Genomic DNA, 21,451 nt, shown 5'->3' on the forward strand with positions numbered 1-21,451 from the left:
GGTTTCTTTATTTGCCCGTCAAGCTATGCGTATTTTCCTTTCGGCCTGGCCTGACACATCACATAGCCAGCCACGGTGCGCCGCACTGCGCCCATGTACGACCTCAAAATAGAGACTTTGTAGCCGCCCCGTAATAGGACCTCGACGGCCACTGCCGATAGCACGTCCATCCAGTTCACTGATAGGTACTACTTCTGCTGCGGTGCCGGTGAAAAAAGCCTCATCGGCAATATAAACTTCATCGCGAGTAATGCGTTTTTCTACAACCCGATAGCCGCATTCCCTGGCCAGTTCGATAACCGTATCGCGGGTAATGCCATCCAGACAGGAAGTCAGTTCCGGGGTGTAGATAGTCCCATCCCTAACAATGAAAAAATTCTCTCCGCTGCCCTCTGCTACATATCCCTCTGGATCGAGTAGCAAAGCCTCGTCGCACCCATTGCGTACAGCTTCCTGCAACGCCAGCATCGAATTAATGTAATTGCCATTCGCTTTGGCCTTACACATACTGATATTTACATGGTGGCGAGTATATGAAGAGGTGTTGACCTTGATCCCCTTTTCAAGAGCCTCAGGGCTCATATAACTGGGCCACTCCCAGGAGGCCACGATCACATGAGTGGTCAAGTTTTCTGCCCGCAACCCCATTCCTTCCGACCCGTAAAAGACCATCGGCCTGAGGTAGGCATGACGCAGATTATTTTCTCGCACCACCAGACGCTGAGCTTCATTCAACTCATCGGCGTTATAGGGCATCGGAATATTCATAATTTTCGCAGAACGAAACAACCGGCGGGTATGATCCTGCAAACGGAAAATACTGGCGCCAGCATCGGTTTCATAAGCACGTACTCCCTCAAACACCCCCATTCCGTAGTGCAGAGTGTGGGTTAAAACGTGCACCCGAGCGTCGCGCCAGGGAACCAATTCACCATCAAACCAGATAACGCCGTCGCGGTCGGCAAAAGACATGGGGCAACTCCTACAAATCCTGAAAAACAGTTTAATCGGGCAGCAGGTATAAGCCCGGCTCTAACCGAGTAATTGCTGCCAGTTTGTTTGAACGGTCTTTCTTTCCGCTGTGAAGTGGTCATCGCTCACAATCCCTGGCTGTTGTTGTAATGCCAGGCGATGACCTTCAGATCGGTAGGCTTTGTAGGCGTCGATCAGATATCCGGCTTGTTTGGCCGTCATCAGGCCCGCGTCTATCAGACTTTCGAGAATGCGAATATTATCGGTATATCGCACTATCGAGGGCGCAGTTTGTGCCCAGGCCAGAGCCGCATATTGAACCAAAAATTCAATATCGACAATACCGCCCGCGCCGTGCTTTAAGTCAAAATTTTTATCGTTGCTCTTATCCAGGTGCGCACGCATTTTATTACGCATATTCACCACTTCATCGCGCAATTTATCGCTCATTCGCGACTGGCAAAGCAATTTCAGACGTAGCTGTCGAAATGCCCCACACAATCGTGTGCTACCTGCGACAGGCCGTGTTCGCACCAGAGCCTGATGCTCCCAAGTCCAAGCGTTTTCGCGTTGGTATTTTTCGAAAGCGCCAATGGAAGTTACCAACAAGCCGGAATTGCCAGAGGGGCGCAGCCTCGTATCCACTTCGTACAGAGGACCACTCAACGTCCGAGTCTGCAATATGTGGATAAGTCTCTGTGCCAAACGGGTAAAAAAGCTCAAATTATCGATGCGGATATCGCCATCAGTACTCTGCTGAGCATCGGCATCGTGGACGAAAACAATATCCAAATCCGAGCCATGGGCAAGCTCCAATCCACCCAGCTTGCCGTATGCAATAATGGCGAAATGCATGTCCTCTGCAGATGTTCCCGCCGGCACACCGTATTTTTCCACCATCTGTGTCCACGCGAGCTGCAACGACTGCTGCAGTATCGCTTCCGCCAACCAGCTCAGGGAATCACTGACTTTCATCAGTGGCAGGGCCCCACTCACTTCCTGCGCGGCAATACGCAGGCTTTGACTCTGCTTAAAATAGCGCAGCGTCTCCATTTGTAATTCCAAGTCGTCGGGATCAATGCGAAGCAGCTCCAGTCGAAGCTCATCGGCGATATCGGCCGCAGTTGACGGGGCCAGCAGCCTGCGGGAATCGAGTAGCTCGTCGAGTAAAATAGGATGACGTGCCAGCTGCTCGGCAATCCAGGGGCTGGCGCTACATAGGCGCACCAGTTGGCTCAGAACCGCTGGATTCTCATTAATCAGGACCAGATAAGCACTGCGACGCAATACCGAGCGCACCAGTGGCAATACCCGAGTAAGTACCAGTAAAGGCTGCTCCTGCAGCCCAGCGACAGCTAATAACAGGGGCATAAAGTGGTCCAGCCGGGACCTGGATGAAGCGGGAAGTGCAGCGACCATCGGCGATTGACACAGCTCTCTCAAATAATCCAGAGCTTGCTGGGCTGGCTTGAATCCATTCTCTGTCAGAGTCTGTAGGTTTTCTTCCGCGCTGCTGTCATCGTCACAACTTGCCCACAGCCCCTGCCACTCCACAGCAATATTGGGCATGGTCATTTCTGCTGGAGGGGCGATCACGGTATCGAATTCCCTCTCAACTAACCCGCGGACACCAACTAACTCTTCATCCAATTGCACCCAGCTGTCGCGACCCAGGGCAAAAGCCAGCCTCTCTCTTTCATCGGGCTCATTGGGCAGGGCCTGGGTCTGTTGATCCTTGTATGCCTGGAGGGCGTGTTCAGTCCGGCGCAGCAATAGATAGCAACCAGTGAGCTTTTCAGCCATACCAGGCTCAATGTGCCCATCACTTTCCAACAGCGGTAGTAGCTTGAGCAGATTGCGCTCGCGCAAAGCGGGTTCGCGCCCACCGCGAATCAACTGAAACGCCTGAGCGATAAATTCCACCTCGCGAATACCTCCCCGGCCGAGTTTGATATTGTCGATCAGTCCACGGGCCCGTACCTGCCGCTGAATCAGTGCCTTCATTTCACGCAGGGCATCAATGGCACTGAAATCGATATATCGACGATAGGTAAATGGACGCAGCAACTCCATCAATTCCGCAGCAAAAACTTCGTTCCCGGCTACCGGACGAGCCTTCACCATGGCGTAGCGTTCCCATTCCCGTCCCTGGGTCTGGTAATAGTCCTCCAGTGCCGCAAAGTGGCTCACCAAAGGCCCACTGTCGCCGTAGGGTCGCAAACGCATATCCACGCGAAAAACGAAACCTTCTGCATTAATGCTATCGAGTGATTTGATCAGACGTTGCCCCAGTTTCTGGAAAAATTTCTGGTTTTCCACACTCTGATCGCCATCCGTATAACCCGGTTCTGGATAGGCGAAAATCAGGTCAATATCTGATGACAGATTAAGTTCCCTGGCGCCGAGCTTGCCCATGCCGAGTACCACCATCGACTGAGCAAGACCTTCGCAGCTGCGGGGTTCCCCATAGCGCACCACTAACTGCTTGTGGTGCCAGGTCATGGCTGTACAGATGGAAAGCTCCGCCAACTCACTGAGACGCAGGCACACCCGAGGGATATCCCATTGCCCGGCAAAATCACGAAATATCATTTCCGCCGTTACCCGGTTGCGCAGAAGGCGCAACCGGTAGTCCAAGTCATCATCACCACTAATCGCGGGCAACTCTAGTCCCAAATCCTTGTGTCGCAGCAGAGCCTGCAGAAACTCAGGGTGCCGGCAACATTGGCGGTAAAAAAATTCTGAGCCAACCAGGGATCGCGCCACAGCCTGTTGCAGAACCGGATCTTCTAAAAGACTCTCTACTTCTTTGGCAAGCTCTGTATCTGCCTGCTCATACCAATCATTCCAAAGTAACTGGAGCTGGGGGAGAATGGATGTTGGGCTCTGAAGACTATCAAACATGGGGATCAATCCTTGGGACTGCTACTCCGCGCCGCACCCTCAGGGCAACCTGGAATACTGCAGAGACAGTTCCGAATAATCAGTATGGGCAGCAGGACAAATTCTTACTGCGGCACTATTACGCCCGCTCTGATGCTCGCAAAAAACCCATCCCCAGTGGCGGGCTTCTAGCAGGCTCATAAACAGTATGTTTGTCAGCCTGCCAACGCAAAAAGGAAGCGCCAGTGACAACTCAAACGACAAAGGGCTGGAACTGTCCTGGAAAGTTTGCGGGCATACGCGGCAAATCTGGATTGAAAAAACTTCGCCAAGTCTTTTCAATCATTTATTAGAATGCGATATCCGATGGTGGCGCCACGCGGAGTACTTCAGACACGGTCGTCAGGCCCGCTGCCACTTTTCTCGCCCCTGACAGTCGCAGGCTGTTCATCCCTTCACGCATTGCCTGGCGACGCAACTGCTGCAAATCACAATCGGGGGTGATAATAGCCTGGACCGATTCACTAAACGGCAGGATTTCATATATTCCCTGGCGCCCGCGATAGCCGGTATTACGACACTCCAGGCAACCCTCCGGTTGGTATATCTTGTCCGGCAATGGCGCCCGCCAAGGGCGCACCAGAGAATGCCAGTCAGCCTCTTCAATTTGATCCTCGCGCTTGCAAGCAGGGCACAGGGTGCGCACCAATCGCTGAGCCATAACACCTAGGATGGTGGATTTTAATAGGTAATGCGGTAAACCAAGGTCAAGCAAGCGAGTGACTGCCGTGGGGGCATCATTGGTGTGCAAAGTGGAAATTACCAAGTGGCCTGTCAGGGCCGCTTGTACCGCCATCTGCGCGGTTTCCAAGTCGCGGATCTCGCCCACCATAATGATGTCCGGGTCCTGGCGCATCAGGGTGCGAATACCGGCGGCGAAGTCAAACCCAATGGAATGGTGCACCTGGGTCTGGTTAAAGCTTTCTTCCACCATCTCGATGGGGTCTTCCACGGTGGATACATTCACCGCACTGGTCGCTAGTTGTTTGAGTCCTGTGTACAAAGTCGTAGTCTTGCCGGATCCCGTGGGGCCCGTCACCAGCACAATGCCATTGGGGCGCGACAGCATCGCGCGCCAACGCGCCAGGTCTCCACCGCCGAGTCCCAGGTCGCTGTAGGAGCGAGCCAGCACTTCGGGATCGAAGATTCGCATCACCAGTTTTTCCCCAAAGGCGGTGGGTAGAGTCGAAAGACGCAATTCTACTTCGCTGCCATCGGGACGTTTGGTCTTGATGCGTCCATCCTGGGGTTTGCGCTTTTCCGCCACGTTCATACGGCCGAGAATTTTCAGACGACTGGTGACCGCCGCGTTGACCTGATCCGGCAGCTCATGAATGAGGTGAAGAACTCCGTCGATACGGAAACGAATACGTCCCACTTCCCGGCGCGGCTCAATATGGATATCACTGGCGCGCTGATCGAAGGCGTGCTGCAGCAGCCAGTCGACAATGTTGACGATGTGCTGATCGTTGGCCTCGGGATCTTTGAGGGTGCCAAGCTCCAGTAGCTGCTCAAAGTTGTTCGCTGCAGAGGTGCCCTTCAGACCGCTAGCACCAGAAATAGAGTTGGACAGCGAGTAGAACTCGACACAATGCCGCTTGATATCGGCGGGGTCCGCCACCACTCGCCGCACCCTGCGACCACTGGTGTGCTCTAACTGCTCCTCCCAGCCGTGGGTAAACGGTTGGGCCGTTGCTACCAATAGCTCCTCAACTCCCGCCTCGACACAGAGAATCTGGTGGCGTTTGGCAAACTGAAAGCTCATGACTTCGGTGACCGCACTCACGTTAATCTTGAGTGGATCGATATGGTAGAGGGTGTGATCGGAGCACTCTGCCAGCCAAGCACTGAGGGTTTCACTGTTTAGCGAACTGCCTGGTTGTTTCCTATTGCCCAGTTCGCAGCTAGCGATATAGCTCAGCGGATGCAGTTGCGCCTGTTCGGCGGTGCGCGGTGTACCGACGATCCGATTGGCATCCTGTCGGCTTAAAAAGCCCTGCTCCACCAGGTCTTCCAGTAGACCACGCAGTTCCAGTAGTCGGTCTGCAGCTCTGCTCTCTGCCATGGGTAACCCCTTTATTCTCATATGGCGACGCCGCATTGTAGCTCTATCATCAAGCAGGGAAAGTACACTGTTAACGCACTATTACCGAAGTTGCCCCGATTGGGGTACCATGCCGCCGTTTTCGCACTCTGAGCAATGGAGCTAACCATGGCCCTGTCAAATATTGCCAATTTATTTGGCCGCTCCCCGATTAAACCAATCGAGAAGCATATGGCTACGGCCCACGAGGCATCAGCCGACCTGATCCCGTTTTTTGATTCACTGATCCGGGGTGACCTGGAAGAAGCAGAACAGATTCAATTGCGTATCTCTGCCTCGGAGAACCGAGCCGACGATATCAAGAGAGACCTGCGCCTGCATATGCCAGACAGCCTGTTCATGCCGGTATCCCGATCTGACCTGCTGGAACTGCTGCATGCTCAGGATGAAGTGGCCAACACTGCCCAGGATATCGCTGGATTGGCTATCGGCAGAAAAATGCAGATTCCTGCAAGCCTACAGCCGTTAATGACCACGTTTGTCGAGAGCGTTGTCGCCACTTCTGCTCAGGCCCTGCGTGCCATTAACGAACTGGACGAACTGCTGGAAAGTGGCTTTGCCGGACGTGAAGTGGATATTGCTAAGCGTATGACCGCAGAACTGGACGAGTTAGAGCGCAAGTCAGACAAGCTCGAAGTCGAAATCCGCGCGGCACTGTTCACGATTGAGAAAGACTTACCTCCGGTAGATGTCATGTTCCTCTACCGGGTCATTGAATGGATCGGTGAACTCGCCGACCGCGCCCACAGTGTGGGTAACCGATTGCAGTTGTTGTTAGCGCGTTAGGGGGTTTCGGCGTGGAAATTATAAGTCAATACGGCCATATTTTATTGATTCTGGCCTGTGTAGCAGGCTTCTTTATGGCCTGGGGCGTCGGCGCAAACGACGTCGCCAACGCCATGGGTACCTCAGTGGGTTCCCGTGCACTGACCATCAAGCAGGCGATTATTATCGCCATGATTTTTGAGTTTGCCGGTGCTTATTTAGCCGGCGGGGAAGTCACCGCAACGATCCGCAAAGGGATTATTGATTCGGAAATCTTTGCCGCACAACCAGAGCTACTGGTGTACGGTATGCTCTCGGCACTGCTCGCCGCAGGCACCTGGCTAATGGTGGCCAGCATCCTCGGCTGGCCGGTATCCACCACTCACTCGATCGTCGGTGCAATCGTCGGTTTCTCCGCAGTCGGTATCTCCGCAGATGCAGTGGCCTGGGGCAAAGTGGGTAGCATCGTAGCGAGCTGGGTGGTCTCTCCAGTACTTGCCGGGACCATCTCCTTCCTACTGTTCCGCAGTGTTCAGCGCTTGATTCTGAATACTGAAGATCCCTTCAACAACGCCAAACGCTACATCCCATTCTACATGTTTGCCGTGGGCTGGATGATTGCCATGGTGACCCTCACCAAGGGTCTGAAGCACGTTCTCAAGGACGCAAACATCCAGCTTAACTTCGTACAGGATGCCGGTATCGCAGCCCTGGCGGGCCTTATTGTGGCCGGAGCTGGTGTCGCTATGCTCAAGCGTATCAAACGTGACCCAGCCATCGAGGCTGAAAACCGCTTTGCCAACGTTGAGCGGGTTTTTGCGATCCTGATGATTTTCACCGCCTGCGCCATGGCTTTTGCCCACGGCTCCAATGACGTAGCCAACGCTGTCGGCCCTCTGGCCGCGGTGGTCAACACCATCCAGAGTGGCGCCATTACTGCCAAATCAACTATGCCATCCTGGATTTTGCTCCTTGGTGGCCTTGGCATCGTCGTGGGCCTGGCCACTTACGGTTTTAAGGTAATGGCCACCATCGGCAGGAAGATTACCGAGCTGACCCCCAGCCGCGGTTTCGCCGCAGAACTGGGCGCCGCATCCACCGTAGTGCTGGCGTCCGGCACCGGCCTGCCTATTTCCACCACTCACACACTGGTAGGCGCAGTATTAGGGGTTGGGCTGGCACGAGGTATCGGTGCACTGAACCTGCGTATGGTCACCACCATCGCCGCCTCCTGGGTGGTTACCCTACCCGCGGGTGCGGGCCTTGCTATCGTGTTCTTCTACCTCTTCAAGGGCGTGTTCGGCTGAACTTGACGCGAATATCGAGTAAGCGAAAAAGGGGGGCTTTAGTCCCTTTTTCGCTTGCTACACTCAAAACCCTCCCTTCCATATTTATTCTCTAGCCCCTCGCCTCATAGTGGAATTCGCCCCTTTCATTGAAACGAAGGCGTAACCCCATCCATATCTATTTACGCCAACCAACAGTAATATTTAGGTCAAGTACTGGGGCAAAGCCCATAAGCTCACCAACGCCTGCGACGCTAGCCAAATGCCATTATTGTTATTCGTTACCCTGTTATGGGCTTTCTCATTTAGCCTGATTGGAGCCTATCTCGCCGGCCAGGTCGACAGCTATTTTTCCGCGATGACACGGACGCTGCTTGCCACAGCAATCTTTTTACCCATGCTGCAATGGAAACGGTGCAACCCTCGCACCAGTATCTGTTTAATGATTATCGGTGCTATTCAGTTAGGCTTGATGTATTTGTTTTATTACCAATCTTTCTTACTGCTCAGTGTGCCTGAGGTATTGCTGTTTACTATTTTCACCCCTCTTTACATCACCGCCTTTCAAGACCTGCTGAAAAGACAACTGTCCATCTGGAACCTCGCAATCGCAATTGTCGCCGTGCTTGGGGCAGGGGTTATTCGCTGGGATTCTCCGAATAGCCACTATTGGCTCGGCTTTGCCGTAGTCCAGGGCGCTAATCTGTGCTTTGCTATAGGACAGCTAGCCTACAAACAACTAATGCACCGCCAACAACCAGCACTACCGGTAAGGCAAACTTTTGCTTGGTTTTTTCTCGGGGCCAGCCTGGTAACCGTTTTTGCTTGGTTGTTATTTGGCAAGCCACTATATCCCCAGAATTCGGTCCATTGGGGTGTATTACTTTGGCTCGGGTTGGCAGCCTCAGGGCTTGGCTATTTTTTGTGGAATAAAGGGGCTACACAAGTTTCCACTGCCACTTTGGCAGCCATGAACAACGCGCTGATTCCCGCTGGCCTGTTGATAAACCTGTTAATCTGGAATCGAGATGCCGACCTGACCCGCCTCGCCCTAGGGGGGGGATTGATCGCGGCCGCCGTTATCCTGAACGAATGGCGTTACAAAAAAAGGGAGAGTTCCCATGGCGAGTATCACAGTACCTAACCTAAAAACTCAGCTACAGCAGCTGATAGCCTGCCCCAGTGTTAGTGCTACCAACCCTTCTTTAGATATGGGCAATCGCCCAGTGGTAGAACTCTTAGCTGGATGGCTGGATACCCTCGGTTTCGATATTGAGGTGATGCCTCTAAAAGGATCTCCCAACAAGGCCAATATGATTGCCACACTGAGGGGCCAAGCCGGTGGCGATGGTGGGCTTGTTTTAGCGGGACACACAGACACAGTGCCCTTTGATGCCGACCTCTGGCAGTCGGACCCGTTTAAGGTTTCCGAGCGGGAAAACCGCTTTTACGGCCTGGGCACCAGTGATATGAAAGGCTTCTTTCCCATGGTGATCGAAGCGGCGCAGACTTTCATCAGTAAGCCCCTCCAAAAACCGCTGATTATCCTCGCCACTGCTGACGAAGAAACCACTATGAGCGGCGCTCGCGCTTTAGTTGAGGCAGGTCGCCCTCGCGCGCGTTACGCGGTTATCGGCGAACCCACCGGACTCCGCCCAATACGTATGCACAAAGGCGTCATGATGGAAACCGTGTGTATCACCGGGCAATCCGGCCACTCTTCAGACCCCAGTCTCGGGGCCAACGCCCTTGAAGCCATGCACAAGGTTATTGGTGAACTATTAACACTTCGAAAAGAATGGCAGCAAAAATACAATAACCCCGGATTTACCGTTCCCGTCCCCACCCTCAACCTGGGTTGTATCCATGGGGGTGATAACCCCAACCGGATTTGTGGCGCAACCGAGTTACAGTTTGATGTCCGCCCTTTACCTGGGATGCACCTAAGCGATCTGCGCGAAGAGATAAGCAAGCGTGTTCTCGCCATTCAGCAGGACAGAAAAATACATGTGAAAATATCCTCTTTATTTCCCGGTACAGAGCCTTTTGAACAAGATGTACAGTCAGAATTAGTCACCGCAGCCGAAAAGCTTTGTGGCCATGCCGCTGAAAGTGTTGCTTTTGGCACCGAGGCGCCCTACTTGAAGAGTCTCAATATTGACACTATCGTGCTGGGCCCCGGTGATATTGACCAGGCGCACCAGCCAGATGAGTATCTCGCCTTGGACCGTATTAATCCCATGGTCAACATATTGCGGAAGCTGATTGGCCGCTTCTGCCTATAATCGGCCCGCGCCCCCATCCAAAGCTATGGCATCGAAAACGATTTACACGGTAGATAATTAGTGAGCGACGATAACGCCTCCCTCAATTGGTTCCGCCACGCGGCACCCTACATCAATGACCTGCGCGGCCGTACACTGGTAGTCGGTCTGCCCGGCGACGCTTTGGAGCACCCCAATTTTCGTAATCTGGTGCACGATATGGCCCTGCTCGCCAGCCTCGGCGTGCGCTTGGTTGTCGTGCATGGCGCGCGGGCACAAATCAATCGGGCGCTAGAGAAGTGCAACCTTGCAAACCTGTTTCACGGGGGGCAGCGCATTACCGACCGGGACACGCTCGAAATTGTTAAATCTGTTGTAGGCAAGCTGCGCTTTGATATTGAAGCCGCCTTCTCGCAGGGGCTACCAGACTCCCCAATGGCTCGGTCCGCCCTGAAAGTAGTCTCGGGCAATTTTGTCACCGCGCGTCCGAGTGGCGTTCTCGATGGGGTAGACCTCGGCTGGACCGGCACTGTAAGACGCATGGACGTAAATACCCTGGAACAAACCCTGGACCAAGGCTCCCTGGTGTTACTCTCACCGCTAGGAACCTCACTCACCGGGGAGTTGTTCAATATTAATTACCTCGATCTGGCCGCTGAGGCCTCCAGGGTCTTGCGCGCAGAGAAGCTGGTACTATTTCGCGAACCCGAGCAACTCCAAGTAGACGGCCGCGCCGTTAATGAGCTCAGTATATTGCAGGCGGAACAGGTGGCTCCGCGAGTACAAAGTGAAGCCCTGCGCTGTGCCATCCGAGCCTGCAACGCCGGTATCGCACGTACTCACCTGCTCAGCTACCGCAAGAATGGTGCCCTGATCCAAGAGCTATTTCGCCGCGAGGGCGAGGGAACCATGATCTACCGGGATAGCTACGAGGTAGTGCGCAGGGCGCGAATTACCGATGTCGGTGGGGTTCTCGGTTTGATACGCCCTTTGGAAAGAGATGGTGTACTGGTTAGACGCTCGCGGGAAAAACTTGAGGCGGAGATTGAGCACTTTACACTTGTCGAGGTCGACGGCACTCCGGTCGCCTGTGCCGCACTCTACCCCATTAAAGATAAAGACGGCCTCACATCAGCAGCAGAAATTGCCTGCCTAGCCAGTCACCCTGAATTCAGGGGTGGGGGCCGAGGTGCCAAATTAATGCGTCACTTGGAGCGCCAGGCCCAAGCCGTCCATGTGGAAGAACTCTATGTACTCACCACCCAGACAGAACACTGGTTTATTGAACAGGGCTTTGAACAAGTCGGTGTCAGTGAACTGCCCGCTTCACGCAAGTCCCTTTACAACATCCAGCGTAACTCGAGGATCCTGCGCAAAAGCCTCGGGGAAAATCCGCCCAGATAGTCACAGTGGTATCGAGAGGTTTATCCTATAAGGATGTGGCGCTTTCTCTATTTCTGCGAAAGCATCCCGAAAAATCCGTTTTTTTGTTAAGCTTCCACATCTATTGTTGCCAGCTGGAATTTGTGATCATGCCCCAATACCGCTCCCGCACCTCTACTGCCGGCCGCAATATGGCCGGAGCTCGCGCTTTATGGCGCGCCACAGGTATGACGGATGAGGACTTCCACAAGCCGATTATCGCCATTGCCAATTCATTTACCCAATTCGTCCCTGGGCATGTGCACTTGAAGGATATGGGACAGTTGGTGGCGCGGGAAATCGAGCGCGCAGGCGGGGTGGCCAAGGAGTTCAATACCATTGCCGTAGACGACGGCATTGCCATGGGACATGACGGCATGCTCTACAGCCTGCCCAGCCGTGAGGTTATTGCTGATTCCGTAGAATATATGGTCAACGCCCACTGCGCCGATGCCCTAGTGTGCATTTCCAACTGTGACAAGATTACACCGGGAATGATGATGGCTGCCATGCGTCTGAATATTCCGGTAATTTTTGTCTCCGGCGGCCCAATGGAAGCCGGTAAAACCAAACTGGCAGACCACAAGCTCGACTTGGTGGACGCTATGATCATCGCCGCTACAGACACGGCCTCTGACGAGGAGGTTGCCGAGTATGAACGCTCCGCCTGCCCAACCTGTGGCTCCTGTTCAGGCATGTTTACCGCCAACTCGATGAATTGCCTCACTGAGGCACTGGGGCTGTCACTCCCAGGCAACGGCACCCTGCTGGCAACACACGCAGATCGCAAAGAGCTGTTTTTGCGCGCCGGCCGCGAAATCGTAGCCTTGACCAAGCGCTACTACGAGCAGGACGATGAAAGTGCCCTGCCACGCAATATTGCCAATCACACCGCCTTCCGTACCGCGATGGCTCTCGATATCGCTATGGGTGGCTCCACCAATACCATCCTGCACCTGCTGGCAACTGCCCAGGAAGGTGAGATTGACTTCACCCTGGAGGACATCGATCGCCTCTCCCGTGAAGTACCCCAGCTGTGTAAAGTGGCTCCCAATACCCCAAAGTACCATGTCGAGGATGTCCACCGCGCTGGTGGTGTCATGGCTATTCTAGGCGAACTAGAGACCGCAGGACTTATCGATGCCTCCCAGCCAACGGCTTACGGTAGCTCTCTCGCCGATGCCCTGGCCCGCTGGGATATCTGTCGCACTGACGACAAATCCGTACTCGACTTCTATCGCGCAGGGCCCGCAGGCATCCCTACGCAAACTGCTTTTAGCCAGGATTGTCGCTGGCCCACGCTGGATGCCGATCGCCAACACGGCTGTATTCGCTCTGTAGATCACGCTTATTCATCAGAAGGGGGGCTCGCCATTCTCTTCGGCAACCTTGCCCCCAATGGCTGTGTTGTGAAAACTTCCGGCGTCGACGAGGCGTTGTGGCAATTTGAAGGCCCGGCCCACATCGTAGAGAGCCAGGAGGAAGCGGTCTCCAATATCCTTGAGGGAAAGGTCAGCAAAGGCGAAGCTGTTATCGTTCGTTATGAGGGCCCCAAAGGCGGGCCCGGTATGCAGGAAATGCTGTATCCCACCAGTTACCTTAAATCAAAAGGACTGGGGGAGTACTGTGCCCTCATTACCGATGGCCGTTTTTCTGGGGGCACTTCAGGTCTTTCTATCGGCCATGTTTCACCGGAAGCGGCATCGGGAGGAAATATTGCGCTTGTTCACAACGGGGACTTAATACGTATCGATATTCCCGCAAGGAAAATTGAAATTGTTATAGAAGAAGCTCAGCTCGAAAAACGCCGTTTGGAGATGGAAGAAAACCCCAAATGCTGGCAACCCATTGATCAACGCCCTCGAAAAGTCAGCAAGGCACTAAAAGCTTATGCTCTGCTCGCTACCAGTGCAGACCGGGGGGCAGTGCGAGAGATCGACTGATAATCTCAAAACCTGAAGAAACGGCCCCAAGGGGCCGTTTTTTTATTCTGCCAATTTATAGCTAATACGATTACGTACACCATAGCGCTCAACTGGCTGGCCATCTTTCATCTGCGGCCGGTATTTAAAGCGCTCTGCCGCAGCCAGTGAAGAACGATTAAATACATTGGTGGGGTTACCCTCGCTATCAAAGCCACCAACAACGCGAGCATCCCGTACAGCACCGGTTTTAGTCACCGTGAATTCAACGATCACATAGCCCTCAATACCTCTGCGTAATGCAGCACTGGGGTAGCGAGGTGCCGGTTTATACACGGGTAGAGGATCTCTAGTTGCCGCCATGGGACCGCCCTCACCCGAGATCACTGGTGGATGAATCAATATTTGACTATCCAGAATCGTGACATCTTTGTTGGCTGCCGTCGGCTGAGGTGGTGGTGGAATCTCTTGGGGCTCTGGTGGTGCCTCGAATTCTTTGGTCGTGAAAACTTTCTTTTCTGTTATATGAATTGGCTTGATAGAGGCTAGCGGTTCGGCTGTAGGCTCCACAAAATCTGTGGCAACTAACTGGCTCATTAAGAAAATAAGCCCAACAGTTGTCAAAGCCGCATAACCCAGGCCTTTTGCATAACTCGCGAGCAAATGAGGGGGGAAAAATATGGGATTGGAAATCGACTGGCAAGCTCTATCCATAACACCACTCCTTTTATTGTTAGGGTGTAATAAGCGGCATTCTAGTGCCGTAAATGGAAAAGCTGATCAGCTGGCTTTAATCATTAGCCAAATTACAAAAAAATGCAAATAGTCCGGTAATACAGTTCATATCAATGTTTTATGTCGGCTAACACAAAGAATGGAGCATAAAAAAAGCCGCACATCTCTGCGCGGCTTTTTTATCCTCAAACCACTATGCGAAAATTAAATGGCCAGTTGCTTCTCACGCTCCATTTCACCCTCAACAAAAGCAATCCATTGACGAGCGAACTTCTCCGAACGTTCATCCTTCCGTGCGATCTTGAGGCTCTTCAGCGCAGCGTCATATCGCTTAAGGTTCGCGTTAGCCATTCCCAATACGATATGCAGGGTGTCCACGCGCTTAATTCCGCGTTTGGCCAGCGCTTTCTTACCCATAGAAATAGCATTTTCGTTCTGGTCCAGATCCAGATAAATACCCGCCAAACGGGAATAGATTTCCCCTTTATCAGAAAGCCTGGCCGCTGCTTCCAGCTGGGGAATAGCCTTCTGCAGCTCTTGGGCCATCTGGTATGCCTGAGCCAGAGTTTCCAGGTTCTTGGCCGTTCGCGGGATTTTATTCTCTTTGAGACCCTTGGCGATAACCTTGGCCCCTTTATAAGGCATTTCATGCCCCATAAAGAGGTAGCCCATATTCAGCAGATCTTTATCCTTTTCCAAAGCGCCGGTAAGGTAAGCTGCTTCCATCATATGCAGCTGATCCTTATCGCGCTTTAGCTCACCGTACATCGCCGCCAAAGTCTTGTAATACACCGGTTTAGGATAGTACTGCACCAATTTTTCCAGGACACCCGCTACCTTTTTATAGTCAGTGCGCTCGAAATAGACATACTGCTGCAGGCCATACCAGCCTTCTTTAGGAGTCTTGCCCTCTTTCTCATACATGGATACCGCTATATTGATATCCGCGAGCGCTTTATCCTGATTGCCAATCTGGTTATAAGCCTGGGCCCGTAGCGCATAGGAGTCCGCCGTAATGCGATTAGAAACCTTAAACCACTTATTCAGGTAATTGACGGCCTGCCTGTAATCCTCGGTGACAAAATACAGCTGGGCAAGTGTAAACAAAGTGCCCACTTCTAAAGCCACTGGCAGGTTTTTTTCTCCCTGGTCCAGCACTTTTTTGAAGTAGGGAATAGCTTGCTTGTATCGCTCAGTACTGTAGTAAACCACCCCGAAGAAGTTATACATCTGGGCCACTTCATAGCCGTTGTATCGCTTCTTGCTGGCATCCATATCTTTCAGCGCGGCAAGGGCACCCGGCCAGTCCTCTGCATCGGCCGCTTCCTGAGCTTTTTCAAGCTTCTTGTACGCGGCTTCACGCATTGCGGGTACTTTGCGGGTCTTTTGCTTGCTGGGTTTTTTTTGTTCCTGCGCCTGTGCTGAGGCAAAAACTGCGGAAACCCCTGCAGCTTCCAACACGGTAACGCTGACCGCCGGCGCCAGAACCAAGGGTAGCGCCACTGACGTGCGCAGAGCGAACTTGGACAAACCTTTAGTGATGGTCGTCAACTTCATAGTGCTTCCCCTTTTAGTCCTTAGCCATGTTAAAGCTGATCTTAGTCCTAACATTAGGAACTTCAGTCGGCTTGCCATCGACTACCCGCGGCTTGTACTTATATTTCAATGCGGACTTCAAAGCAGCCCGGTTGAAAACCGTTGTGGGTTTGCCGTTCAGTGTAAAGGCCTCGATCACGATCGGGTCACGTACAGAACCATTAGTAGTCACTGTGTACTCAACGATTACATAACCTTCCATACCGCGCTGCAGAGCACGACGGGGATATTGTGGCTGTACTTTTACGATCGGCAGGTAGTCACCTTCACCAAAGCTGAAACCAGACAACTTAACGCCGCCCCCTGCTTTAGGTGCAGAGATATTGATTCCACCATCAATAACCTGCTCCTCGAAATCAGGCTCCGGCATATCCGGTGGCGGGACTTCCGGGTCTTCTGGTTTTACCGGCTTGGCCGTGTTGAACTGTGTTTCGATCGACTGGTCAGGCATCACCACATCGGCAACTTTGAACTGCTCCGTTTCCTCTGGAGCACCCATGTTCGCCGCAATCAGCTGATGCATGGTGAAGATGAGGCCAAAAGTCGTGGCTACCGCCAACGTACCCGCCCCTAGAAGTCTTACCGGATTCATAGCTGTTAACTCTTCTCTGTAGCGACAGAAACTTTCGTGATACCAATCTTCCTGGCCGCATCCGCGATCAGGGCGATTTTCTCAATACTCGATCCTTTATCGGTCTGAATTACCAACCACCCTTTCGGGTTTTCCGAGTAGAGACGCTCCAGGACAATTCGTACCTGACGCTCGTCAACCTTCTCTTTGGCAATCCAGATTTCGTCACTGTCGTTGATTGCTACCAGAATAGAGGCGGCTTTGAGTTCAGCGGTTGTCGCTTCCGGCTTCTCAATATCAGCACCCGGCTCCTTGATAAAGGTCGCGGTGACAATAAAGAAGATCAGCATGATAAACACCACGTCCAACATCGGCGTGAGGTCAATTGCGCCGGCTTCTTCTTCTGCCGTCTTTTTTCTTTTGCTCATAGCAACTCTCTTAGCGAACTTTTCCAGCGGGGGCCCAGAGAGCCCCCGGCAAAAGTATCTGGCTTGGCTAAACCTTCATAACGAATAGGCTGACCTACTCGCTTATGTGTGCTCAGTGATCCATCGTCAGATGATCTTCCAAAAGCTGGGTTTCACGCTCAGCCTTGCGGGCGAGGTAGGTGTTGGCAAATACACCAGACAGCGCGGCAACCATACCCGCCATTGTCGGGATAGTCGCCATGGATACACCACTGGCCATCTGCTTGGCATCACCGCCACCTGTAATCGCGAGGACATCGAACACGTTGATCATGCCCCAAACCGTGCCCAGCAACCCAAACAAAGGGGCCAGGGCTACACAAGCTTGGATCATGTCCATATTGTCCTGAATTTTCTCGGATACCCGGGAAATCATTGCATAACGAATCTGGTGTGAAGACCAGGATTTGCGCTCACCGCGCCCCTCCCATTGATCGACCGCACCTTGAACGTCACTCTTTAACGCTTTGTTAAAGTAGAAAACACGTTCAAAAATCAGCGTCCACATAAAGAAGGTCAGGCCGGCGATCAGGAACAGTACTGGCCCGCCCGACGCCATAAAGGCGTTGACGGCGGCCCATGCGTCATTTAATGCGTGCATGTTGCCGCCTCCTCTTATTTACGCTCGGCGTTTTCTGCCACGATACCGGCACTCTGCTCTTCCAGAATGTGCAAGACACGCTTGGCGCGACCGTTTACGACGGTGTGCATCAGCACTGTGGGGATAGCCACTACCAGACCCAGAACGGTGGTGATCAGGGCAGAGGAAATACCACCCGCCATTGCTTTAGGATCACCGGCACCGAAGATAGTGATCGCCTGGAAGGTGATGATCATACCGGTAACGGTACCCAGCAGACCCAGCAACGGCGCTACCATAGCGATAATCTTCAGCAGATTGAGGCCGGACTCTACCGCCGGACGCTCTTTCAACACGGCTTCTTCCATCTTCAGCTCGAGGGTTTCGCCGTCAACACCTTTGTTCTCTTCCGCAACCGCCAGTACACGACCCAGGGGGTTGTTGGTGTTCGGGGTGGAGGAACGCAGCTGAGCACTTACCTTGGCGCTAACGCCGGTCAACACGATCAGGCGGAAGATGGCCAGCAGCATGGCGAACACGCCAACCGCAGAGATAATGTAGCCAACGATGCCACCCTGATGCCAGCGCTCGACGATGTCCGGGCTATTGATCATGGCTTTCAGGTAAGAACCCCCGGTAGGACCAGTGGGGTCAACACCGAAGGCGCTGAAACCGGTGGTGGAAGCCTGCAAAGTCTCAGCCATGCCCTGGAATTTGCCATCCGGCTGGCGGATCAACTCGGCCATTTTGTAGGCTTTGTTCATTTCCAGGTATTTACCGTTGGAGACCAGATTGAAGTTACCAACACGAACCACTTCCTGCTCACCCTGCTCGCCATTCGGCTTGATCACAGTAGCGTTGAACTTGACAACTTTGCCAGATTCCAGAGTTTCACGCTGAATCTCAAACCACAGGCGCTCAATTTCCGGGATAGTCGGCAATTGGGTAGCACTGTTCATCTTGGCCAGCAGGCCATCGAGAAATTCAGCGCGATTGGGGTACTGGGCAGAAACCAGGGAGGAACCAATATTGGCACGCAGGTCTGCAGCAGTAGAGGACATATGGCCGAACAGCTCTTTCAGGGAGCCCATGCGCTCGTCCAGTTGCTGACGCTTCTGATCTACGGCAACTTCCTGCTCCTGGTAGGTTTTTTCCAGTTGTGCAGAACGCTTTTCTTCAGCGGTGCGAGTGTCTTCGGCCTTTTTCAGCAGGGACTGTTGGTTCGACTTCTGGCGACGAAAATCATTTTCCCGCTGTCTATGCTCTTTGGACTCAGCAACCTTGGATTGCTGAACCATTTTCAGAAGGTCGTCCAGAGAAGAGGCCTTCTCCTGTGCAACAGTGGAGAAGCTGATAAAACCAGCCGCTGCTGCTACTAAAATACGCTTGGCGATAGAGGTTTTCATTGCGCAGCCTCCGGAGCCGGAATCGGCATGGTCATGATGTCAATAGTGGCCTGTTTCTTGGCGATTTTCAGACCACTCATGAGGGCGCGGCGGTATTCGCCAGCATCAATCTCAACCCACATTTTTTGAGTTTTATCGTAGGCCAGAGAGATTTCAGCATCGGTAGTTTGAGCCAGCAGAGCGATACGGCCGATTTGCAGCACGTTTACTTCTCGATCCTGACCGTTCACTTCAAGGGAGTCGCCATAAGTGTCAATCTTACGCGCGTACTCAGATTCGAAGTTGTACAGTTCCAATACCTGGCGGAATTTTTCCGCGACGCTAACATCGGAGCGGTCCATGGTGTTCTTAACACCTTCGAGGTTAGCTCTGCGCTCGTCGAGCTTGAACGGTGCGTCCAACTCGATGAACTGCTCCAAGCCGTCCAGCATACGCAGGATCAGCGGCTGGATCTGACGCTCAATCACGGTGACGTTAGCAATGGACTCGTCCAGCTCATTGATTACTTCGAGCTGGTTGGCCAGCTGCTTATCCAGCTGACGGTTGTATACGCGCAGACCATCGATTTCTTTATTAACCACCTTGAAGTCCTGCAGCAGGCTGCTGGTTTCGTCGGCAATCTTGTCGATGCGCTTTTGCGATGCCTGGGCCGCAGTGGTTTTCTGCTGGCCAACGGCGAGTACGTTATCGAGAGTATCCGCAGTGGCTACGCTACCGTAGAGCGCGCCGGCAGAAAGCGCAGTGGTCAGCGCCACAGCCATGAATCGCTTGGTTTTCATTAGACCCCCCAGTGGGTTCAATATTTCACAACATGGTCGCGATGAGTTAGCTGCCGCAACACCTGTCCTTTTGTTTTAAAAACATTGGTTAGAAGACAGCTAAGAGCCGCACATTGTAAACAGCCGATTTGATTATTCAAATGCCGATTGTCAGCATCGACCCGCTTGGGTAGCAAGGTAACAGTCGGGTAACAACCTCGGGTTACTTGCACACATTCGCGGCGACGTTCCTTGTGTAAGCTGACGGAGAATTTAACAGATTGATCAACTTTTAATCAAATTGTTTTTATTTGAATCTGTCGTATTGGACTAATGAGTAGTTGTACTCATTCCTGTCCGAGGCAGGGTAACACTCTCGTACCGACTCGACCCATGAGTCATCGATATTGGGGAAGAAGGCATCCCCCTCAACCTCGGTATCGACTTCGGTCACGTACAACCGAGCTGCGAGAGGTAGGGCCTGGCGGTAAATTTGCGCCCCACCAATGACCATGATCTCACTGGCCCCGCTATCCGCCGCACGCTTTTGCGCCAGACGCAGCGCCGCATCCAAAGACTGAACCACCTCGACACCACCCGCGCTCCAGCCTGGGTTGCGGGTAATCACAATATTTAGCCGCCCAGGTAAGGGGCGACCTATCGACTCGAAAGTCTTCCTTCCCATCACCACAGGCTTTGCCAGGGTGGTGCGCTTAAAAAATTGCAAATCACCCGAGATACGCCAAGGCAGCTCGTTGTCCTTGCCAATAGCCCCATTGCGGGCCACTGCCGCGATTAGCGCAATAGAAATACTCATCGCCGCCCCTTAAACCGCTACCGGTGCTGGAATATGTGGGTAAGCCTCATAACCTTGCAACTCAAAATCCTCCAAGCGGAATGAGAAAAGGTCCTTTACCTCAGCGTTTATATGTATTTTGGGTAGGGGCAAAGGTTCTCGCTGCAGTTGCAATTCCACCTGCTCCAAGTGATTGGAGTAGAGGTGAGCGTCACCAAAGGTGTGAATAAAGTCACCGGGCTGCAGGCCACAGACCTGCGCCAGCATAAGCGTCAGCAAGCTATAGGAGGCGATATTGAAGGGTACCCCAAGGAAGATATCGGCACTGCGCTGATACAACTGGCAGGACAGCTTGCCGTCTGCCACATAAAACTGGAATAGAGCGTGGCAGGGGGCGAGCGCCATACGCCCCTCTCGGGCGTTGTCTGCCGGAGAAACCCCTTCGTCCGGCAGGTCCGCCGGGTTCCAGGCGCTGACGATTAAGCGGCGGGAGTCCGGACGGGTCTTTAGCTGGTGTACCAACTGCTCTATCTGATCAATCTGGCGGCCATCTGAAGTGGGCCAGGAGCGCCATTGATGACCATAGACAGGGCCTAGGTCACCCTCTTCTGTGGCCCACTCATCCCAAATTCGCACTCTGTTATCCTGCAGGTAACGAATATTGGTATCACCCTGTAAAAACCATAGGAGTTCGTGAATGATCGAGCGCAAATGGCACTTTTTCGTCGTAATAAGGGGAAACCCTTCTGCCAAATCAAAGCGCATTTGATAGCCAAATACGCTCAGGGTACCAGTGCCGGTACGGTCATCTTTCACTGTGCCGTTATCGCGCACATGGCGCATTAGATCGAGATACTGCTTCAT

At 53.0% G+C, this 21,451-nt stretch carries 18 protein-coding genes; 6 read left to right on the top strand and 12 right to left on the bottom strand.

All coding sequences use genetic code 11. The features are described from left to right. Positions 1–18: 18 nt before the first annotated feature. The 3 genes from MO867_RS03345 to tfpB form a co-directional block, all read right to left on the bottom strand. Positions 19–972, bottom strand: coding sequence for a branched-chain amino acid transaminase (locus tag MO867_RS03345; protein ID WP_252464600.1), 954 nt, complete (start codon positions 970–972; stop codon positions 19–21). 60 nt (positions 973–1,032) lie between these two features. Continuing rightward, positions 1,033–3,876, bottom strand: a complete 2,844-nt coding sequence (gene glnE, locus MO867_RS03350) for a bifunctional [glutamate--ammonia ligase]-adenylyl-L-tyrosine phosphorylase/[glutamate--ammonia-ligase] adenylyltransferase (RefSeq protein WP_252464601.1) — start codon at positions 3,874–3,876, stop codon at positions 1,033–1,035. 328 nt (positions 3,877–4,204) lie between these two features. Further along, the gene (gene tfpB / locus MO867_RS03355; protein ID WP_252464603.1) at positions 4,205–5,980 is read right to left on the bottom strand and encodes a type IV pilus assembly ATPase TfpB; all 1,776 of its coding nucleotides are present in this window, start codon (positions 5,978–5,980) and stop codon (positions 4,205–4,207) included. 147 nt (positions 5,981–6,127) lie between these two features. On the opposite strand from tfpB, the gene MO867_RS03360 reads away from it, so the two are divergent. The 6 genes from MO867_RS03360 to ilvD all read left to right on the top strand — a co-directional run bounded on the left by MO867_RS03360 (position 6,128) and on the right by ilvD (position 13,699). Then, positions 6,128–6,805: a TIGR00153 family protein gene (locus tag MO867_RS03360; RefSeq protein WP_252464605.1), complete on the top strand. Its 678-nt coding sequence runs from the start codon at positions 6,128–6,130 to the stop codon at positions 6,803–6,805. Positions 6,806–6,816: 11 nt separating this feature from the next. Further along, positions 6,817–8,091, top strand: coding sequence for an inorganic phosphate transporter (locus MO867_RS03365; RefSeq protein ID WP_252464607.1), 1,275 nt, complete (start codon positions 6,817–6,819; stop codon positions 8,089–8,091). A 241-nt stretch (positions 8,092–8,332) separates the two neighbouring features. After that, positions 8,333–9,214 carry a DMT family transporter gene (locus MO867_RS03370; protein WP_252464609.1) on the top strand — a complete coding sequence of 294 codons (882 nt, stop codon included), beginning with the start codon at positions 8,333–8,335 and terminating at the stop codon, positions 9,212–9,214. Further along, entirely contained in the window at positions 9,192–10,355 is a 1,164-nt protein-coding gene (gene argE / locus MO867_RS03375) for an acetylornithine deacetylase (RefSeq protein ID WP_252464610.1), read from the top strand. Before MO867_RS03370 ends, argE begins: the two co-directional genes overlap by 23 nt. A 60-nt stretch (positions 10,356–10,415) precedes the next feature. Next, positions 10,416–11,738: an amino-acid N-acetyltransferase gene (gene argA, locus MO867_RS03380; protein WP_252464612.1), complete on the top strand. Its 1,323-nt coding sequence runs from the start codon at positions 10,416–10,418 to the stop codon at positions 11,736–11,738. A 128-nt stretch (positions 11,739–11,866) separates the two neighbouring features. Continuing rightward, positions 11,867–13,699, top strand: a complete 1,833-nt coding sequence (gene ilvD, locus MO867_RS03385; RefSeq protein ID WP_252464614.1) for a dihydroxy-acid dehydratase — start codon at positions 11,867–11,869, stop codon at positions 13,697–13,699. A gap of 42 nt (positions 13,700–13,741) precedes the next feature. On the opposite strand, the gene MO867_RS03390 is transcribed toward ilvD, so the two are convergent. The 9 genes from MO867_RS03390 to MO867_RS03430 all read right to left on the bottom strand — a co-directional run bounded on the left by MO867_RS03390 (position 13,742) and on the right by MO867_RS03430 (position 21,451). Next, on the bottom strand, positions 13,742–14,392 hold the full coding sequence (locus MO867_RS03390) for an energy transducer TonB (protein WP_252464616.1): 651 nt from the start codon (positions 14,390–14,392) through the stop codon (positions 13,742–13,744). 225 nt (positions 14,393–14,617) lie between these two features. After that, entirely contained in the window at positions 14,618–15,970 is a 1,353-nt protein-coding gene (locus MO867_RS03395) for a tetratricopeptide repeat protein (RefSeq protein WP_252464618.1), read from the bottom strand. 13 nt (positions 15,971–15,983) lie between these two features. Next, positions 15,984–16,601: an energy transducer TonB gene (locus tag MO867_RS03400; RefSeq protein ID WP_252464619.1), complete on the bottom strand. Its 618-nt coding sequence runs from the start codon at positions 16,599–16,601 to the stop codon at positions 15,984–15,986. Positions 16,602–16,606: 5 nt separating this feature from the next. After that, positions 16,607–17,008, bottom strand: a complete 402-nt coding sequence (locus tag MO867_RS03405) for an ExbD/TolR family protein (protein ID WP_252464621.1) — start codon at positions 17,006–17,008, stop codon at positions 16,607–16,609. Positions 17,009–17,120: 112 nt separating this feature from the next. Continuing rightward, entirely contained in the window at positions 17,121–17,648 is a 528-nt protein-coding gene (locus MO867_RS03410) for a MotA/TolQ/ExbB proton channel family protein (RefSeq protein ID WP_252464623.1), read from the bottom strand. A gap of 14 nt (positions 17,649–17,662) precedes the next feature. Further along, complete coding sequence (locus tag MO867_RS03415) at positions 17,663–19,033, bottom strand: MotA/TolQ/ExbB proton channel family protein (RefSeq protein WP_252464625.1); 1,371 nt, start codon at positions 19,031–19,033, stop codon at positions 17,663–17,665. Beyond that, the gene (locus tag MO867_RS03420) at positions 19,030–19,812 is read right to left on the bottom strand and encodes a DUF3450 domain-containing protein (RefSeq protein WP_252464627.1); all 783 of its coding nucleotides are present in this window, start codon (positions 19,810–19,812) and stop codon (positions 19,030–19,032) included. The genes MO867_RS03415 and MO867_RS03420 overlap by 4 nt, the downstream gene beginning before the upstream one ends. Before the next feature lie 286 nt (positions 19,813–20,098). Beyond that, on the bottom strand, positions 20,099–20,608 hold the full coding sequence (locus MO867_RS03425) for a dihydrofolate reductase (RefSeq protein ID WP_252464629.1): 510 nt from the start codon (positions 20,606–20,608) through the stop codon (positions 20,099–20,101). 9 nt (positions 20,609–20,617) lie between these two features. Beyond that, complete coding sequence (locus tag MO867_RS03430) at positions 20,618–21,451, bottom strand: thymidylate synthase (RefSeq protein WP_252464631.1); 834 nt, start codon at positions 21,449–21,451, stop codon at positions 20,618–20,620.

Origin of the sequence: Microbulbifer okhotskensis, assembly GCF_023895975.1 — a bacterium.
Classification (GTDB): Bacteria; Pseudomonadota; Gammaproteobacteria; order Pseudomonadales; family Cellvibrionaceae; genus Microbulbifer; species Microbulbifer okhotskensis.

Excerpts from the sequence above, each read along its gene's own strand:
- MO867_RS03345 (WP_252464600.1), bottom strand. The coding sequence starts at position 972 with ATGTCTTTTGCCGACCGCGACGGCGTTATCTGGTTTGATGGTGAATTG.
- glnE (WP_252464601.1), bottom strand. The coding sequence starts at position 3,876 with ATGTTTGATAGTCTTCAGAGCCCAACATCCATTCTCCCCCAGCTCCAG.
- tfpB (WP_252464603.1), bottom strand. The coding sequence starts at position 5,980 with ATGGCAGAGAGCAGAGCTGCAGACCGACTACTGGAACTGCGTGGTCTA.
- MO867_RS03360 (WP_252464605.1), top strand. The coding sequence starts at position 6,128 with ATGGCCCTGTCAAATATTGCCAATTTATTTGGCCGCTCCCCGATTAAA.
- MO867_RS03370 (WP_252464609.1), top strand. The coding sequence starts at position 8,333 with ATGCCATTATTGTTATTCGTTACCCTGTTATGGGCTTTCTCATTTAGC.
- argE (WP_252464610.1), top strand. The coding sequence starts at position 9,192 with ATGGCGAGTATCACAGTACCTAACCTAAAAACTCAGCTACAGCAGCTG.
- ilvD (WP_252464614.1), top strand. The coding sequence starts at position 11,867 with ATGCCCCAATACCGCTCCCGCACCTCTACTGCCGGCCGCAATATGGCC.
- MO867_RS03390 (WP_252464616.1), bottom strand. The coding sequence starts at position 14,392 with ATGGATAGAGCTTGCCAGTCGATTTCCAATCCCATATTTTTCCCCCCT.
- MO867_RS03395 (WP_252464618.1), bottom strand. The coding sequence starts at position 15,970 with ATGAAGTTGACGACCATCACTAAAGGTTTGTCCAAGTTCGCTCTGCGC.
- MO867_RS03400 (WP_252464619.1), bottom strand. The coding sequence starts at position 16,601 with ATGAATCCGGTAAGACTTCTAGGGGCGGGTACGTTGGCGGTAGCCACG.
- MO867_RS03405 (WP_252464621.1), bottom strand. The coding sequence starts at position 17,008 with ATGAGCAAAAGAAAAAAGACGGCAGAAGAAGAAGCCGGCGCAATTGAC.
- MO867_RS03410 (WP_252464623.1), bottom strand. The coding sequence starts at position 17,648 with ATGCACGCATTAAATGACGCATGGGCCGCCGTCAACGCCTTTATGGCG.
- MO867_RS03415 (WP_252464625.1), bottom strand. The coding sequence starts at position 19,033 with ATGAAAACCTCTATCGCCAAGCGTATTTTAGTAGCAGCAGCGGCTGGT.
- MO867_RS03420 (WP_252464627.1), bottom strand. The coding sequence starts at position 19,812 with ATGAAAACCAAGCGATTCATGGCTGTGGCGCTGACCACTGCGCTTTCT.
- MO867_RS03425 (WP_252464629.1), bottom strand. The coding sequence starts at position 20,608 with ATGAGTATTTCTATTGCGCTAATCGCGGCAGTGGCCCGCAATGGGGCT.
- MO867_RS03430 (WP_252464631.1), bottom strand. The coding sequence starts at position 21,451 with ATGAAGCAGTATCTCGATCTAATGCGCCATGTGCGCGATAACGGCACA.